General features: G+C 57.2%; 16 protein-coding genes and 2 tRNA genes. 10 read left to right on the top strand and 8 right to left on the bottom strand.

The features are described from left to right. Positions 1-145 precede the first annotated feature (145 nt). Complete coding sequence (locus PG896_RS14540) at positions 146-1,483, bottom strand: flavohemoglobin expression-modulating QEGLA motif protein (RefSeq protein WP_010674988.1); 1,338 nt, start codon at positions 1,481-1,483, stop codon at positions 146-148. Positions 1,484-1,638: 155 nt separating this feature from the next. On the opposite strand from PG896_RS14540, the gene PG896_RS14535 reads away from it, so the two are divergent. The 7 genes from PG896_RS14535 to PG896_RS14505 all read left to right on the top strand — a co-directional run bounded on the left by PG896_RS14535 (position 1,639) and on the right by PG896_RS14505 (position 6,939). Continuing rightward, positions 1,639-2,094, top strand: a complete 456-nt coding sequence (locus PG896_RS14535) for a YbjN domain-containing protein (protein ID WP_160839247.1) — start codon at positions 1,639-1,641, stop codon at positions 2,092-2,094. 247 nt (positions 2,095-2,341) lie between these two features. Further along, a tRNA-Ser gene (locus PG896_RS14530) sits at positions 2,342-2,429 on the top strand. A gap of 137 nt (positions 2,430-2,566) precedes the next feature. Next, on the top strand, positions 2,567-4,270 hold the full coding sequence (locus tag PG896_RS14525; protein WP_268427704.1) for a site-specific integrase: 1,704 nt from the start codon (positions 2,567-2,569) through the stop codon (positions 4,268-4,270). A 30-nt stretch (positions 4,271-4,300) separates the two neighbouring features. Beyond that, on the top strand, positions 4,301-5,239 hold the full coding sequence (locus PG896_RS14520; RefSeq protein ID WP_268427703.1) for a hypothetical protein: 939 nt from the start codon (positions 4,301-4,303) through the stop codon (positions 5,237-5,239). Between the two features lie 378 nt (positions 5,240-5,617). Continuing rightward, the gene (locus PG896_RS14515; RefSeq protein ID WP_010674054.1) at positions 5,618-5,755 is read left to right on the top strand and encodes a hypothetical protein; all 138 of its coding nucleotides are present in this window, start codon (positions 5,618-5,620) and stop codon (positions 5,753-5,755) included. 111 nt (positions 5,756-5,866) lie between these two features. Continuing rightward, positions 5,867-6,409, top strand: coding sequence for a recombinase family protein (locus PG896_RS14510; protein WP_104456100.1), 543 nt, complete (start codon positions 5,867-5,869; stop codon positions 6,407-6,409). A gap of 20 nt (positions 6,410-6,429) precedes the next feature. Continuing rightward, on the top strand, positions 6,430-6,939 hold the full coding sequence (locus PG896_RS14505; RefSeq protein WP_049047471.1) for a hypothetical protein: 510 nt from the start codon (positions 6,430-6,432) through the stop codon (positions 6,937-6,939). A 334-nt stretch (positions 6,940-7,273) separates the two neighbouring features. On the opposite strand, the gene PG896_RS14500 is transcribed toward PG896_RS14505, so the two are convergent. After that, on the bottom strand, positions 7,274-7,789 hold the full coding sequence (locus PG896_RS14500; RefSeq protein ID WP_109112549.1) for a phosphoribosyltransferase: 516 nt from the start codon (positions 7,787-7,789) through the stop codon (positions 7,274-7,276). Further along, positions 7,786-8,112: a hypothetical protein gene (locus PG896_RS14495; RefSeq protein WP_109112550.1), complete on the bottom strand. Its 327-nt coding sequence runs from the start codon at positions 8,110-8,112 to the stop codon at positions 7,786-7,788. Before PG896_RS14495 ends, PG896_RS14500 begins: the two co-directional genes overlap by 4 nt. Before the next feature lie 272 nt (positions 8,113-8,384). On the opposite strand from PG896_RS14495, the gene PG896_RS14490 reads away from it, so the two are divergent. Next, complete coding sequence (locus PG896_RS14490) at positions 8,385-9,002, top strand: HAD family hydrolase (RefSeq protein ID WP_201896614.1); 618 nt, start codon at positions 8,385-8,387, stop codon at positions 9,000-9,002. A 43-nt stretch (positions 9,003-9,045) separates the two neighbouring features. Continuing rightward, on the top strand, positions 9,046-9,810 hold the full coding sequence (locus PG896_RS14485; RefSeq protein WP_268427693.1) for a DeoR/GlpR family DNA-binding transcription regulator: 765 nt from the start codon (positions 9,046-9,048) through the stop codon (positions 9,808-9,810). A gap of 100 nt (positions 9,811-9,910) precedes the next feature. Here the strand turns inward: PG896_RS14485 and katG are convergent, their stop codons facing one another. The 4 genes from katG to PG896_RS14465 all read right to left on the bottom strand — a co-directional run bounded on the left by katG (position 9,911) and on the right by PG896_RS14465 (position 14,607). Continuing rightward, positions 9,911-12,085 (bottom strand): catalase/peroxidase HPI, encoded by a 2,175-nt coding sequence (katG, locus tag PG896_RS14480; protein WP_216986919.1) that lies wholly within the window; start codon positions 12,083-12,085, stop codon positions 9,911-9,913. Between the two features lie 521 nt (positions 12,086-12,606). Next, a tRNA-His gene (locus PG896_RS14475) sits at positions 12,607-12,682 on the bottom strand. 360 nt (positions 12,683-13,042) lie between these two features. Continuing rightward, positions 13,043-14,353 (bottom strand): type II toxin-antitoxin system HipA family toxin, encoded by a 1,311-nt coding sequence (locus PG896_RS14470; protein WP_005329232.1) that lies wholly within the window; start codon positions 14,351-14,353, stop codon positions 13,043-13,045. Continuing rightward, positions 14,353-14,607: a helix-turn-helix domain-containing protein gene (locus PG896_RS14465; RefSeq protein ID WP_005329233.1), complete on the bottom strand. Its 255-nt coding sequence runs from the start codon at positions 14,605-14,607 to the stop codon at positions 14,353-14,355. Before PG896_RS14465 ends, PG896_RS14470 begins: the two co-directional genes overlap by 1 nt. Positions 14,608-15,108: 501 nt before the next feature. Between PG896_RS14465 and PG896_RS14460 the strand changes: the two genes are divergently transcribed. Further along, on the top strand, positions 15,109-15,357 hold the full coding sequence (locus PG896_RS14460; protein WP_010674978.1) for a hypothetical protein: 249 nt from the start codon (positions 15,109-15,111) through the stop codon (positions 15,355-15,357). 420 nt (positions 15,358-15,777) lie between these two features. On the opposite strand, the gene PG896_RS14455 is transcribed toward PG896_RS14460, so the two are convergent. Further along, complete coding sequence (locus PG896_RS14455; RefSeq protein ID WP_010674977.1) at positions 15,778-16,029, bottom strand: type II toxin-antitoxin system Phd/YefM family antitoxin; 252 nt, start codon at positions 16,027-16,029, stop codon at positions 15,778-15,780. Between the last annotated feature and the right edge of the window lie 40 nt (positions 16,030-16,069).

The following is a 16,069-nucleotide window of genomic DNA, read 5'->3' as shown; positions in this document are numbered from 1 at the left end:
ATTGGATCGGACATACTGAGTACAGTGAAACCAGAATAGAGCAATTAGATCACATCTTTAATCTGATTGGTATAACCCATGGCTGGCTCGTGCAGCCTGGACACCAAAGAGGGCGCCTATCTGGCGCCCTCTTTGTCTATGGGGGTCAGTCGATCTCGATGTCGACAGGGGCGATGATGGGGTCTGCCGCCGGCAGGCGGTGGAAGAGCTGGCGAAAATGCTGCTGTACCCGGCCTATGTCCACCAGGGACATGCCGGAGGCGAAGCCGAACCAGACGTAGAGCCCTGTGAGGTCGCGAAACATGGGAGGGAGGTAGCGAGGAGCGTCGATGAGCCCCTCCAGATAGTGCTGATAGAGCACGGGGATGTCGTCCAGGGTCACCTTGCCGACGAACAGCATGGGCAGGATCTCCGGCACTCCCTCCAGCACGGCGCTGCGAATGAAGTTCACCGTCTCCACATAGCCCTTCACATAGGAGAGATCCTTGGTAAAGCAGGCGCCCCCCTCGACCATGCCTCCGCGAAACACCCGCTGGGTGATCTTGTAGGCGTCGTGCTCGCTGGCCCCCTTGGCCACGAAGTGGCGGAACACCTCGATGAAATCGGCGCCACGCTCCGCCATGTCGATGGCCATGACCCGATCCGAGATGCGCTTGGCCCTGTCCGGGAAGGAGCTGAACGTGAGGGTCTCGATGAGTACTGCCAACCCCTCCTGACAGGCGGTGATGCGGGGCGAGCCGGCGCCGAGCCAGGTGGCGTAAGATTGCTGGCGGCCGTTGAGGGTGGTGCCGACGTGAACCCAGCCTTCGTGTACCTCCAGCACCTGTAGATCGAGTTCCGAGAAACGGGCGTGGGAGTTGAGCTTGATGTAATCCCCCCCGGCGGCGGCATCGGAGACGATGCCATCGCTGAGCTTGACCTGGACTGTGCCGTCGCTGAAGTAGCTCGACAGCTTGCCCTGCAACCTCGCCACCGCGGCTTCCCCCTCGAACTCCTTGGGGTACGGGCGCACCAGGTGGCGGGCGCCGGGCAGGGAGAAGATGTCGCACAATCTGGCCCCCAGCTCCTTCAGGGTCTTGCGATCCCCGCGCAGGTGATCGCTTGCCGAGCCGTAGAGCCGCTGACTGTAGCGCTGAAAGTCCGGCTGTCCGCGCTGGCGCAGCATCTCGATGACCACCATGTACTGATCCACCGTCTCTTGCAGGATCCGGCCGAGATCGTCCTGGGGGCCGAGGCGCCGGCGGATCCTGTCCCTCAGCTCCTTGAGCTCAAGGTACTTGTTGCGGGGATCGAACCCCAGGGGGAGGGATTCATAGAAATGCCTGTCGATGGCGGGCAGTGCCTTGCCGCCACTTGCCAGAAAGTCGCTTTGCAGGTGACGGGGCCATTTGATGGCATCCAGGATACGGATGGGTTTTTGCAGGGCGAGCAGTTCATCCGAGAGGGATTTGAGGTGCAGGCGATACTTTTCTTGGATGGTCATCGGGCTCTTTGGAGGCGAGTGCGCTACGAGAATGGCTGAGTATAGGCACAGGGCCTGTCAAAAAGAAGCGAGACGACGGGGATCCGGCCTGTGTGCTTTTGGTTGTCTGAAAATTGGTTTAGACTGCGCCCCTTGATCTCTACCGTGTCGTGAAAATGATGAATATCCCCAGCTCTGAAATGATAATGCGTTGGTTGCAACAGGCCCGGATCGAGCACTATGTGTGCGATCAGTGTCATGGCATCCACATGGTCTCCCTGCAGTCCGTCGAGGGCATCCAGGAGAGCCGGATCTTCGTGGAAGAGGAAGGGCTGCTGTTCTCATCCGAGCTGGAGGTGCGCCCCTCATCGCTGCTGCCCCTGGTGGCCGAACTGGGTCGTCTCAACATGCAATATCCGTCCCTCAAGGTGTTCCTCGACATCATCGATGACAACCTGCCACGCCTCGTTGTGGGTCACACCGTCTTTACCAAGGCGGGTCTCACCGTCGAACAGTTCCTGCTGTTCGTTGAAAGCACCACGGCAGCCACCCATGAAGTGGTTTCCGAATGTGAACGCCTTGGCTTCCTCAATCTGCCGGAAATCCAGGTCGCACCGGAATCCGTTCACTGACTTCAGCACCTGAACTGTGCGTTTAATGTGCGAACGGTTCGCTGCGGCTAAAAAGCCGTTGACGGCGGCGGGGCTTTCCCCTAAATTACGCCCCGTTCCAGCGCAACGGCGCAGCGAACATCGTGTTGGCTGAACACGTTAAACCACAGACAGAAATTTGGTGCGGTATCCGAGAGGCTGCCCACCGACGAAGTCGGCAAGATGCACGCACAGCGTGCTCCGAAAGCCACTTCAAGCAGTAAAATTTGGTGAGGTGTCCGAGTGGCTGAAGGAGCACGCCTGGAAAGTGTGTATACGGCAACGTATCGAGGGTTCGAATCCCTCCCTCACCGCCACATTGATAACCCCTGCTTTCGAGCGGGGGTTTTTCTTTATAGGTCAAAAACTTCCTGATTTCATAGCGATTTTGTGATCAACCCTTCCATCCCGACACTTCCGAGGTGGTACAAAAAGGTGGTACAAAATGAGGTCTATGAGCAATCTAATCCAAGACCGTCATGGCACGTGGTATGCCCGTGTTGTCATCCCCAAAGCACTCCGCCCTGTTATCAACAAGGGTGAGATCAAGCGTTCCCTGAATACCAAAAGTAAGCCCCATGCCCTTCGGGCTGCCCTACCTGTGCTGGATGAGCTACATCGCTTACTAGAGGCCGCCAAGATTGATCTAGTAGTGCAGCCCCTCGACCTATCCAACGCGGCGGACTGTTGGTACAACTCGATGATAGAGTGTCTTGACGAACCGGATGTACGTGCTCGTTTCATCCCCCTACAGGATGCAGGTTCTACCATCGAGCCAGCAGATATCTTGCAGACCTTACTGGCCGATGTTGAAAGACGCCAACCGGGTATCTCTAACAAGGACAGAGCCGCAAGGCTCACCCGTTTCCTCACGTGGATGAAGCCTTACACTGACGAGGCTCTTCGTGCATCAGGCCTCTGCCTGTTCGTCGGGTCGGCCAACTATCAGGCTCTCGCTCTGCTTCTTGCGGGTAAATTCCTACAGCTGTCGGTGGCCGTCCAGCAGAATACCCGCACTAACGCCATGCAGAGACGCATCGGCCAACCTGAGATCCCCCTCGTACCAACTGGAGTCACCACCGCCCCGCTCATGGGGACGCGTGGACTTCGCCTGTCAGCCTTGTTTGAACGCTACAAGACCACTGTCCGGCGGCGAGAACCGAAGAAGGCCGAGGGACGCATCCTTGAGTATCAGGTGGCCGTTGATCGGTTTGTCGAACTGCTAGGCGATAAAGGTATCGAGGAGATCCATAAGAGGGACGTTGCCGAGTTCCGTAATCTAATGGAACAACTGCCAACCCGTCCCAAGCAAGATGTGTCGGCCATGCCGTTACGACAGCAGATTGCCTATGCCCAAGAGCACAACCTGCCTTGCCTGTCGGCTGCCACGGTCAAAAAGCTGGGACGAGCCTTGTCAGCCGTGTTAGGGCTTGCGGTTGAAGATGGACTGTTAGAGTACAATCCGGCTCACGGGCTCACTTATGCAGATACGGCGGTCAACCCACTGGCCGAACCGGAACGCCCGTACACCGCGACCGAGCTGGCGACCGTGTTCGGTTCCCCCTTGTTTGTGAGACGTACCCAGCATACCCGATTCGGGGAGGCTCACTACTGGGTGCCGCTGATGCTCTACTATACGGGGGCTCGAGCCGAGGAGATTTGTCAGCTCTACGTGGCAGACTTGATGCAGCAGGATGGCGTCTGGTCCTTCCGAGTGGCGGAGTTGCGGGAAGATCAGAGTGTGAAGAACCGCAGCAGTAACCGGGACATTCCGGTGCATCCCCATCTGCTAGCACTTGGTCTACTGGACTATGTTCGCACCTTACCTGCTGATGGCCGCCTGTTCCCCCTGTTGCATCCCTCTGGCCCCAAGCAGAACTACCATGTGCGGCTGGGTGTGTGGTGGCAGCGCTACTTACGTGAAAAGCTCAACATCGTGCGAGAAGATATTCAGCCGTTCCATAGCTTCCGGCACACCTTTATCAATTTCATGCGGGATGCAGGGGCTCGTGAGGATATCCAGAACGCCATCACGGGTCACAGCCAACACGGCGAGAGGACAGCGACAGGGCGAAATTATGGAACCTATACGTTGAGCCAAAAGCTAGCTGCTGTTGAAGCCATCCCATTGGCCCCCATCCCGGCTGATGCCGGATAAAAGGAAGCAAAGAGGCCGTAGGAGGCTGCATTGAACGTTACAGACATTTTTATCGGGCCTCCTGCACAAGGGCTTATCGATCCACGGGGTACGCTCTCGCAGATACCCGGCTTCAATGGGCGGTACAGTCAGTACGTCAGGCGGGCAATCAGCAACATCCGGCAGGTACAGGGACTTGACCTGCCAGAGGTTCCCGAACCTGATAATGGATTAGGGATGTGGACTCCCTTGCAAGCCTTGGCTGTGCTGACCTATGGCCCCAGCTCTCACCTGAACGCAGCGTTGATAGCGGAAATCGAGCGGTTGACCGGACAATCATTACCACGAGTGGAAGGTCAGAGTCGCTATGAGGCAGCGTTTTACACAGAGTACCTAGTTTCGTTGCTTGCTTGTTTTGAAGAACAGCAGCCAGGTTTGCAAATGCAGGTGATCCCGCAATTCTCTTGCGGCCCTTACCGAATAGATTTCCGAGTCGATTTGCAATGGTTCGACCCGGACGGAAAGTATTTTGACAAACCGATTCGGCAGGAGGCGTACTTGCTGGAGTTTGACGAAGCCTATCATCTGGAGCCATCGAACCGCCAAGCAGACCAGCAGCGTGATGCCTACATCGAGCAGCAGACGGGCCTCAGGCCGCTCAGGATTCGGCACGAAGAACAAGAGCTGTGGGCCACCATCTGTCGTGCTCAGGGACGCATCCTAAGCGTGGAGGAGTACCTGCAAGGGCTGTTGGTGGCTATGGCAGAGCCGGGCGATGGCCGACATCTTGATATCACGCGAGATTCTGCCCAGAGTGCTTATACCTGCGATCCAGCCGGGTATCTACGATATCCAGCCCAGCCGGGAAGAGACCTTAAAGCGATTGCAGAGCGGCTTGGCTGGCGGTTGAGTCAGAGGCATAGCGGCAATCTGGCCTATCACCGTTTAACCCCGCCGCGAGTGACGACCAATCGACACATTTCGGGGTGATGTGTCTGGTCAATTTGAGTCTCATCGACACATCCAACAACGTGTTCATGGGCTTTTCGGCTGCATGTGTCTGATGTGTCGCCTGTTCCAGCCCGATATAGATACCCGTTTTGTTACTCAGAGACTTATCTATTTACTGCACCGAGGGGGGAGCCTACAAGCCACCCGAAGAAGACAAATCAAGATGATGGCAACGATCTTGCCCGGTTGATTGCCCGGCAAAAACAATCCCAAACCCCACCAGCACAAGGAAAACGAGCAGGCAACATTCAGACCAAACGCCGGTATAAGCCAGATGAGACCAACACCATAGGAGAATCCCATGGAATACATCACATCTGGCCCCTTGTCGGGAGCCATCCAGCAAGGAGCAGGCGTATGAATGAGCAGCAAGGAAACCCGTTACTGAAAGCGTTGGAGGCGGCACTGCTGGCAGCCTTGGGCGTCCTCATTAAGGAAGCCGTCAACTCGATGCAGACACCGCCGCCTCCGCCGAAGGAGCCGGACGCTCAATAGACCATGCCTGTGTGACAGACCGGAAGCCCCCCGGCAACCCCTGTCACACGGGTTGGTTTTCGAGTTTTGACACGTTTTTCTTGCAGGGTCTTGAACCTATTGGAGGCCATCATGGCAATCATCGGGTATGCCCGTGTCTCGACCACGGGGCAATCGCTGGAGCAGCAACTGATAGCTCTGGCGGAGTGTGAAAAAGTTTTTCATGAGCAGGTCAGCGGTAGCAAGACGGATAGGCCGCAACTACAGGCAATGCTCGAGTTCGCCCGGTCTGGGGACGTGCTAAAAGTCACCAAGCTGGATCGTCTGGCCCGGAACACCCGGCACTTGCTGGAGATCACAGACCAGCTACACGCCAAAGGGGTAACATTACAGATCCAGAATCTGGGCATCGACACGGCCACTCCGACAGGCAAGCTGATGCTGACGATGATCGGAGCCATCGCCACGTTCGAGCGGGAAATCATGCTGGAGCGTCAGGCGGAAGGGATCGCCTTGGCGAAGGCCAAAGGGGTCTACAAGGGCCGGAAGCCGACAGCGATGGAGAAGCGGGACGAAGTGCTGCATCTTCTATCGCAAGGCATCGCTAAAGCATCAGTGGCAAAGCGGTTGGGTATCAGCGTGTCGAGTGTCCATCGTATCAGTACAGCATCATGACCTATACGAGTGGGGAACAAATGGAACAAGAAGTAGATGACAGCCTTCACTCTTCGCATTCTTCTTTCCGGGAAAAATTGCTAGAGCATCTGTTCATTGCGGAGCTACTCAAGAAATCTTGGAAAACAGGGCGTTGTGACATCGAGGTGGCAAAGTCTGAGGTGGATAGTAAAGGGTATGACCTCATCGTTGAAGCTGAGGGGATCTTACGGCATATTCAACTGAAGTCGACTAAGCTGGGCGGAAAAGCCGCCAATCAGAAAATCCACCAATCGTTGTCTTCAAAACCATCTGGATGTGTTGTGTGGATGTTCTTTGATGATGTGTCACTGCAAGTAGACCATTATCTATTCTTTGGCGGGGCTCCGGGTGAAAAATTACCTTCTCTCGGGGATAAAGTTGCCAAGCACACCAAGGGAAATGCAGATGGTAAAAAGCTTGAACGCCCGATGATCAGACAATTGCCGAAGGGGAGCTTTACCAGAGTAGACACATTCGAACAGCTGTATGAAAGGCTGTTTGTACTATAAATGTGGTACAGATAAGTGGTACAGAAGTAAGATTTGTATCTATGATTATCGCAATGAAATCAGTGGGTTACTGAGTGGTAGATAGTATCGAGGGTTCGAATCCCTCCCTCACCGCCAAATAAAACAAAAGGCCCCGTCGCAAGACGGGGCCTTTTGTTTTTCCGGTAACCGGCAATCTGGTCTCTACCCGGTATCGACAGGCGGGTGGACTAGCCCTGCTGGAGTGGCATAGGCCGTACACCGGGCGACACCGGGACGTGGTCTGGTCAATTCTTCTCTTGCTGTCAGGTTTTATCCTGATCGGTTTATCGCTCCCTAACCTTGTCCCGTCCCGTTATCTCTTCAACCTGGAGACATAGGGGATATTCCGGTACTTGTGCTCCCAGGGCAGGCCGTAGCCCACCAGCAGATCATCGTTCGTCATTTCATAGGCATAAAACTGCTCGGCGGGGATTGCCACGCGCCCTGGTTTGACAAACAGGGTCGCGATGGACAGGGAACGTGGCGCGAACGCCTGCAGGTGCGCGACCAGCCGCCTCATGGTACCCCCCGATTCGATGGCGTCGTCCATCAGGATGACGTCTCTGCCCTGGATGCCGACATTGTTGTGAAAGACGATGGGAGAGGCATTGTGGCGCTCCCCCGGAGTGTGGGGGCAGGAGATGTAGTCCATGGCGATATCAAAGCGCAGCGCCCTGACGACATCGGCGGTAAACAGCATGCCGCCCGGCACCACGGTGATCACCACCGCCTCCGTGAATCGCGCGTTGAGCCGTTTGGCGATGACCTCGACGCCGAGCGCAATGTCCTCGGTATTTAATACCACGTCGCCGAAAACAGGGTTTCTCATGGCAGCTCCTGACAGGTTGTAGAAAGAGGGGTGGCCCGGGGTGCCAGCCCCACGCCTCTGCTGAGGAGCAGGGCCAGCACCATCAGCAAAACGACGCCGTGGAGGGCCGCCGGCAGACCGAAGGCGTCGGCGACAAAGCCGACCAGGGCGGGGCTGGAGAACACCCCGACATAGCCCAGGGTGGCGTCGCTTATCTGGGCGTTCAGTTTGGCTAAGGGGATGATGGAGGCCCAGGCCGCCGTGGCAAAGCCCGAGCATAAGAAGGTGGCTCGGGTGGCGAGCCGCTCGTGCCGGGGCCGCCGACTGGAGAGTGTGGACAACATGGGGTCTCCTTGGATGACAGTCGAAGGAGGGGGCTGTGCCTGGGATCCTCCGAGCGAGGAGGTCATGCTATGATCATTTTGAGCTCATATGAACAAAAATGATCCTGTATTTGTTTGTGTGTGTTCATTGTGGCGATATAATGACCGCGATCAGAATGCATACATCCGAGGTAACAGCATGATCAAACTCATCATCACGGACATGGACGGCACCTTCCTCATATAGCAGGGGGGATAACAACCGAGCCCTGTTCGCCGAGGTGGTTGCCGCCATGGCGCAGCAGGGGATACATTTTGCGCCCTGCACGGGAAAACAGGTCGATCGGGTCGAGGAGCTGCTGGGTAACGCCCTGGGCCTGGCCATCATCCGTTGGTTGGCGCGTCTGCCGGGCGAGCATATCGTCATCGCCTGCGCGGCGATCCGGGAGGAGGTGCCGGATCATCTGAAAGCCCTGGTGCGCCGCTCTTACACCCAGGTGCAGACGGTCGCCGATTTTGGTGACATCACCGCGGACGTTGTGAAGATCACCGTCTATGACGAGCAGGGTCGCTGCCTGGATCTGCGGGGCCAGCTTGGCGAGTTTGATGACGAGGCCTACATAGTGGCGTCCGACCAGCAGTGGATAGACATCGCCAATGCCGGCGTGCACAAGGGGACAACGGTGGCCAGGTTGCAGCAGCTGGTCGGCGCCGGTCGTCATGAGACCCTGGTCTTTGGCGACGGGCTCAATGACATCGAGCTGATGGTGTGCGCCGACTTCAGCTTCGCCATGCGCAATGGCCACGACGAGACCAAGGACGCCGCCCATTTCATCACCCGCTCGAACGATGAGGACGCCGTCATGCACACCATCTTGCAACTGTTCGCACTGCAGCGGCAGGGGGCGTAAGGCGGGCCGGGCGGTGATCGCCCGGCCATTACAAGGGAACACCATGGACAAGTATTCACCGGAGGAGCGACGGCTCCTCATTCTGGATCTGCTGGCCGCGCACCACAAAGTGATGGCGGCGGAGCTGGCGGAGCCGCTGGGCACCACGGAGGCGACCATCAGGCGGGATCTGCGCTATCTGGCCGATGAGGGGCGCTGCAAGCGCATCCACGGTGGCGCCATCTCCCTGTCGCCCCAGACGGGGACCCTGACCGAGCGCAGTACCCAGCATGTGGCGCAGAAGCAGGCCCTGGCCATGGCCGCCTTGAGCCTGGTCAAACCGAACCAGCTGATCTTCCTGGATGCCAGCAGCACCCACCTGCTGCTGGCATCCCTCATGCCGGAGCACCAGAGCCTGACGGTGGTGACCAACAGCCCGGCCATCGCCTGCCGGCTGCTGGAGAGACCCGGCATCAGGACCATCCTCCTCGGTGGCGAGCAGGATCCGCTGGTCGGCGGGGCCGTTGATATCGCGGCGGCCGAGGCGGCCAAAAAGTTCCGCTTCGACCTCGGCTTCCTGGGGGTCTGTGCCTGGTCCTCGGATCTCGGCTTCAGCGCCGTGCATTACCAGGACAGCGAGTTCAAGCGCCGGGTCGCGGAGCGTTGCGGCTCGCTGGCGGTGCTGTGCAATGACGACAAGCTGGAGTCCCTGGCCTCCTACCCCTTCCTGCACGCTGCGGATCTCGACTACCTGATCTGCACCCGGCAGGATCCGGTCCTGGTCAAGACGCTCGAAGGGGAGGGCTGCACCGTCATCACCGCCGGCTGATGCCGCCGCGAGAAGAGTGGGGAGAGGCCGGGGGTTGGAAGCGGCCCATAAAAAACGCCCCGTTCCCGGGGCGTTGGGAACGGGGCGCCTGCCAGCGTCCTCAGGCGAGGTCGAAGCGATCCAGGTTCATCACCTTGGTCCAGGCCGCCACAAAGTCCTTCACGAACTTCTCCTTGGCATCCGCACTGGCGTAGACCTCTGCCAGGGCGCGCAGCTGGGAGTTGGAACCGAACACCAGATCGACCCGGGTTCCGGTCCACTTCACCTTGCCGCTCTGGCGATCACGGCCTTCATAGACTCCCTGGCTGCCCGCCGCCGGCTTCCACTCCGTGCCCATGTCGAGCAGGTTGACGAAGAAGTCGTTGGAGAGGGTACCCGGGGCGGCGGTAAAGACCCCGTGGCAGTTGCCCGCGTTGGTGCCGAGCACCCGCATGCCGCCCACCAGTACCGTCATCTCGGGGGCACTCAGGGTGAGCAGCTGCGCCTTGTCGATCAGCATGGTCTCCGCGAAGCCCGCGCACTCGCCCGCGTAGTTGCGAAATCCATCTGCGAGGGGCTCGAGCACCGCGAAGGAATCCACATCGGTCTGGGCCTGGGAGGCATCCATCCGGCCCGGAGTGAAGGGCACGGTCACGGCGACACCGGCTCTCTTCGCGGCCTGCTCGACCCCCACGCCGCCCGCCAGCACGATGAGATCGGCGAGGGATACCCGCTTGCCGCCGGTGGCTGAGGCGTTGAAGGTCTGCTGTATCCCGTCGAGGGCCTGCAGCACCTTGGCGAGCTGGGCCGGTTGGTTGACTGCCCACTCCTTTTGCGGAGCCAGGCGGATGCGGGCACCGTTGGCGCCACCGCGTTTGTCAGAGCCACGGAAGGTGGACGCGGAAGCCCAGGCGGTCGACACCAGCTCGGCCACGGACAGGGAGGCCGCCAGGATCTTCTCCTTGAGCAGGGCCACGTCCTTGTCATCGATCAGGGGATGATTGACGGCGGGGATGGGGTCTTGCCAGATCAGCTCCTCTTTGGGTACCTCCGGCCCCAGGTAGCGGGCGATGGGGCCCATGTCACGGTGGGTCAGCTTGAACCAGGCGCGTGCGAAGGCATCGGCGAAGGCCTGCGGATCCTCGTAGAAGTGGCGGGAGATCTTGCCAAACTCGGGGTCAAAGCGCAGGGTCAGGTCGGTGGTGAGCATGGTCGGCTTGTGGAACTTGCCGGGGATGTGCGCATCGGGAATGATCTCCGGTGCATCCTTGGCCACCCACTGCTTGGCGCCGGCAGGTGACGTGGTCAGCTCCCACTCGTAGTTGAACAGGTTTTCAAAGAAGTTGTTGCTCCACAGGACCGGGGTCTTGGTCCAGGTCACTTCAAGCCCGCTCGAGACGGTGTCCTTGCCATGGCCGCTGCCGTAGTCGCTCATCCAGCCGAGGCCCTGGGCCTCCAGAGGCGCGGCTTCCGGCTCTGGCCCCTTGTGGGATTCGGGCGCGGCGCCGTGGGCCTTGCCGAAGGTGTGGCCGCCCGCGATAAGGGCGACCGTCTCTTCATCGTTCATGGCCATGCGACCGAAGGTGGAACGGATGTCCTTGGCAGCCTCCATGTAGTCACCGCTGGCGTTGGGCCCTTCCGGGTTGACGTAGATGAGGCCCATGTGGGTGGCACCGAAGGGGGCCGTAAGCTCGCGATCGCCCTTGACCCGATCGGGATCGACCCCGAGCCAGGCAATTTCATCCCCCCAGTTGACGTCCTGATCCGGCTCCCACACGTCGGGCCGCCCACCGCCAAAGCCGAAGGTGCGAAAACCCATGGTCTCCAGGGCGACGTTGCCGGCGAGGATCAGGAGATCGGCCCAGGAGATCTTGTTGCCGTATTTCTGCTTGATGGGCCAGAGCAGGCGACGGGACTTGTCGATGTTGACGTTGTCAGGCCAGCTGTTGAGGGGGGCGAAGCGCTGTTGACCACGGCCGCCGCCACCGCGACCGTCGGTGGTGCGATAGGTGCCCGCAGCATGCCAGGTCATGCGGATGAACTGGGGGCCGTAGTGACCGAAGTCCGCCGGCCACCACTCCTGGGAATCCGTCATCAGCTTGACCAGATCTTTCTTGAGTGCCTTGTAATCCAGGCTGGCGAAGGCCTTGGCGTAGTCAAAGTCCTTGTCCATGGGATCGGCGCCGGGGGAATGCTGATGCAGCAGATCCAGCCGCAACTGGTTCGGCCACCAATCTCGATTGGTTCTGCCGACGCCGGCGGTGTGGTTGAAGGGGCATTTGCTTTCTTCACTCATCTCTGTCTCTCCTTGGCAGTCATGTGGAATGCAGACAACTCAGTATGGGAACTTTTCCTGCAACCGGCGGGGCATGTGACAGGCTGGGCCTTGGACCGGCATCGGGGGGGTATCAATAACTCCTTATATTTCAGCTAATTGATTAAGGATGGGATGACCGTATTACGAAAAGATGAATCGGTGCCATCGAATTTGGCTGCTCCTGTACAAGGGATAAGAGAAGGAAGGAGCGCCCTGGCAGCCGTGTTATCAATTTTTTTATCCATAACACGAGGGATCAGACCTGGACTTGCGCTGGGTCATGGCATGGGGAGGGCTTGTCTTGAGCGGGGCAGAAAACCCCATTTTTGTGACGGCGGTCCGGACTGCGTCCTGAGCAGGGCGCCGAGCGCCAGAGGATGGGGTGGGGGCGTTGCGCCAAAAAGCGGGCGGCGCAGAAACAAAAAGACCGGCCAGTGGCCGGTCCAAACAGACAGCGTGATGCTGTCTCATCAGGCTGATCCCAGCCTGGAGGGGAATAATGGGGTGGCTGATGGGGCTCGAACCCACGACAACCGGAATCACAATCCGGGACTCTACCAACTGAGCTACAGCCACCACTGAAATCTGCCTTCGATACAGCAATCAAACTCATGTGCATCGATGGCGCGCCCTGCAGGATTCGAACCTGCGACCCACGGCTTAGAAGGCCGTACCTGTTAATAGAGTTAAAATGTCATCAGAATACGTCAAACATCAAATAAATATAATACTTTAAAATCAATGTCTTATTGCCGTTAAGTCTGTCTAGGTTAGCTGAGGAAATTTTATGTTGCCAAAATTAGCACTTCAGGCTTCTGCATTTTTAGTTGTTTTTTTGATCTAAAATGGATCATTCACTCGCTCGTACGCAAAAAAAATGAGCCTCGATAGAGGCTCATTTGGGGCGATGCAAGAGGCATTTGTCACATTGGTCAATTATCGTTTTAAGCGTTGCGCTTTCGAACTGAGTCCACCCAAAATTGAATCTGCAATCTCAGTGGGAAATGTATCAGGCAATTGCTGACGAACGATTGATATTACCTCATCCAGATTATCCGTCAGTTCGCTGATGATTTTTTCCATCTGCACTTGTTCAAAACCAATCGCCTTGGCCGTTTGATAAAAATGGCGAGGAAATATCTGCTCTATCGCGTATTTTTTGCCCTTGGTTGCAGTAAGCCCCATGGCCAACTTGGCATCACGGGGATGTAATCCTTTACCACCAAATGCAGGATACATGGAAAGGATGTCGTAAAACGGTGTAAGCCGGAAACGCCCTTCAGGTTCGATAAACACCGAGAAATTCTTGGCATGGCCATCAGTGGCAGCCAGCAGCCAGAACAACACCTGAGACTTCATAAACAGGTACCGATCCTGCTCCGGCGTGGCCGATCCCAGCAGGGTCGTCATGATGTCAGCAATGCCCGGTCCACCATGGCTCTCGTACTTGCGTGCTGACGGTACATTCAACACCTGGCAGAAGTCCTCTTGGGGCAGGCGCATGATCCAACTGCGATCCGTGGCGTAGCGCCGATCGAAGCGTTCCACCGCCAGAGCCTTGACCTTGCCGACCTGCATGATGAAGCAATGGGGAACCGGAAGACCCAATGCTTTGGCGATCAGGGTGCAGAGATATTCGTTTTCTACGCTCTGGGAGAGGTCTATCGAGTAGGAGTGGCTTTCGATCTTGCCAATGGGCAGCTTGATAATGTGGGTGGTTGGGGTCGCTGCATGCGGTAAGCACCAACGGTTGTCGAGGTAGAGTAACGCGGTCTTTTCCTGAGCCCCGGCGATGGATATCCGAAAATCGTCCTCTTCCCTCACCATACCAAGCGGGATCCCTTGCTGGTAGCTGGTCATGATCTGCTCCAGTTCGGCGTCAGAGAGCGGCTTGCACTCAATGCGCTTAACGTCTGGCACAGGTCTGCCCTGAGCCACCAGTTGCAATGCCCCCACGCTGTCCTGGCCAATGCAACTGAGCAGATCAAAGGGTTGGGTGGAATCGGCTTGATAGCGCGCCACCACCCGGTTTCTTACTTCCGGGTTATCTGGCAGCAGATTATCGAAGAAGTTATAGGCCTCATCGCCCTGGTAGCGCTGCTGGCGTAATGGCATGGAGAGCGAGATGGGGCGGCTGCCTGGCAACTTCACCCACGATTCATCGTACTGAAATTGGTGAGCACCATTGGTCGCCTTGGTAAAGGTACCTACCCGGTATCCGTTCATGTAGACCGTCAGGCTGGCCATTACCACTCCTCCTTCCAGCCAGGCGTGGCGTTTTCCGCAGGATCGGTGCGGGGCCTGATATCGAGGGAGAGTTCCAGTGCGGCGAGGATCTTGAACAAGGTCTCCAGCTTGGTTGACTCGGGATTGAGCTCGAAGCTGGACACCGTGTCCTGCCTGATCCCCACCTTGCCGGCCACTTTGCCTTGGGAGAGCTTTTGCGAAAGCCTGGCATCCTTGAGACAGGCACTAAGTTGCTTGGCGCTGGTTACTTTCATGATTTGACTTACCTGGTAGCGTAATTTCTTTTAATTTACACGCTGTGGCAGGTATATCAATATTTACCTGCTTTAGGCGGTAAATGTTTTTCACACGCTAAAGGCGGTATTTAACCTTGATCCTCAGGTATGGGTGTCGCACTTTCGATTCAAGGGGCCATTAAAACAAGGTGTAACGAGTTTCAGCAGGAGTGCACTGGGGTTGGCGCAACAAAAGCCAAGGCAGCGATGGTGCGTCGGTTGATCGTCTCTGTCAGTGAGTCCATGATTGTTGCGATCGCTTCACGGGAGCTCACAAGTTCGCACCCGCGTTCGCTTCTTTAAATACCTTCTTGAATTGATGAGCACGAAATTTTGCCAATCTAGCCGAGGTTTCTCGGGAAAATTTGCAAATGCAGTGATGGTGTCATACCAAGCAGCCACCTCCATTGAAGATCTAAACTGGACAGGTCCCCAGTGTTATCGAAAACGGGGGGGCGCAACCAACAAGGTAACTCTGACATGTTGAAACCCATTCTGGTACAGCTCCGAGAGGCCTTGGCCGAGCTGCCCTACTTCACCCATATCGACAACCAGCATGACTACGAAAGTGCGCTGGCACTGATAGATGAGCTGGTGGATGACTACGATAACAACGTCCAGCTGTTAGACCTGCTGGCGGCCAGCATTGAGCGTTGGGAAGATAATGCTGAAGAGTTTGCCGAGTTTAACCGGCGGGTGGCGGCCATCCCTGCGTCATCATCGACATGAACCACTAGGCTAACGTCTTGCCGCCGGGCGCAGCCTACCGCATGAAGTCCGAGCACGACAACAAGCTGCTGATGGATCTTCGATCCAAAAATCGGATGGTTGCACACACTCCAGGGTGGTCAAAATTGGACGCTGAAAACCCCGGATGGATGAGTCAGACAGGAATGCCGCCTGACGGCCTTTGCTTTTCAGTGGTTCGTCTCCATCGGAAGCGCCCAAGTGAATTCCCCTTTATTACTACACCGGGGCCCAGATCAGCAGGCGCTGCCAGTTCGCTCACACAATGAGGGGAGGAGGGCCATGACGCGACTAATGCTGCGATGACAATAAGGGGCATCGTAGCGTTGATCTCCAGCCCGCGCTTGATCAACGTTGACTTGCAAGAGCTGAGGGTAGTGATGTCAAGGATGGGATTCTAAATCATAGGTCCTCCAGGTTGACGCTGACGAACTCCGACCGTTTGACTCGCTCATCGACAATACGGTTCAGCTCGGCATCTTCGGCCAGTTCCAGATAGTAGGCGTAGAGCTCAGGCGGCACACAATAGAATGCTGGCTCGTTACGATAGAGGATGGCGACGGCATCGCCTTTTCCCTCTTTGATGGTCCCCATTGGATTGCGTCTGAGCTCTGTGATATTGGCAGTGGTGGCTGCCAGGCTTTGGTAACTCATGATGATGTCCTCGGCATAGAGCACCGCACTATGGAATACC

The organism is Aeromonas sp. QDB30 (assembly GCF_027707645.1).
Taxonomy (GTDB): Bacteria; Pseudomonadota; Gammaproteobacteria; order Enterobacterales; family Aeromonadaceae; genus Aeromonas; species Aeromonas caviae.
Note: the sequence above shows the minus strand (reverse complement) of the source record. Positions and strands in the feature narration are given on the sequence as shown.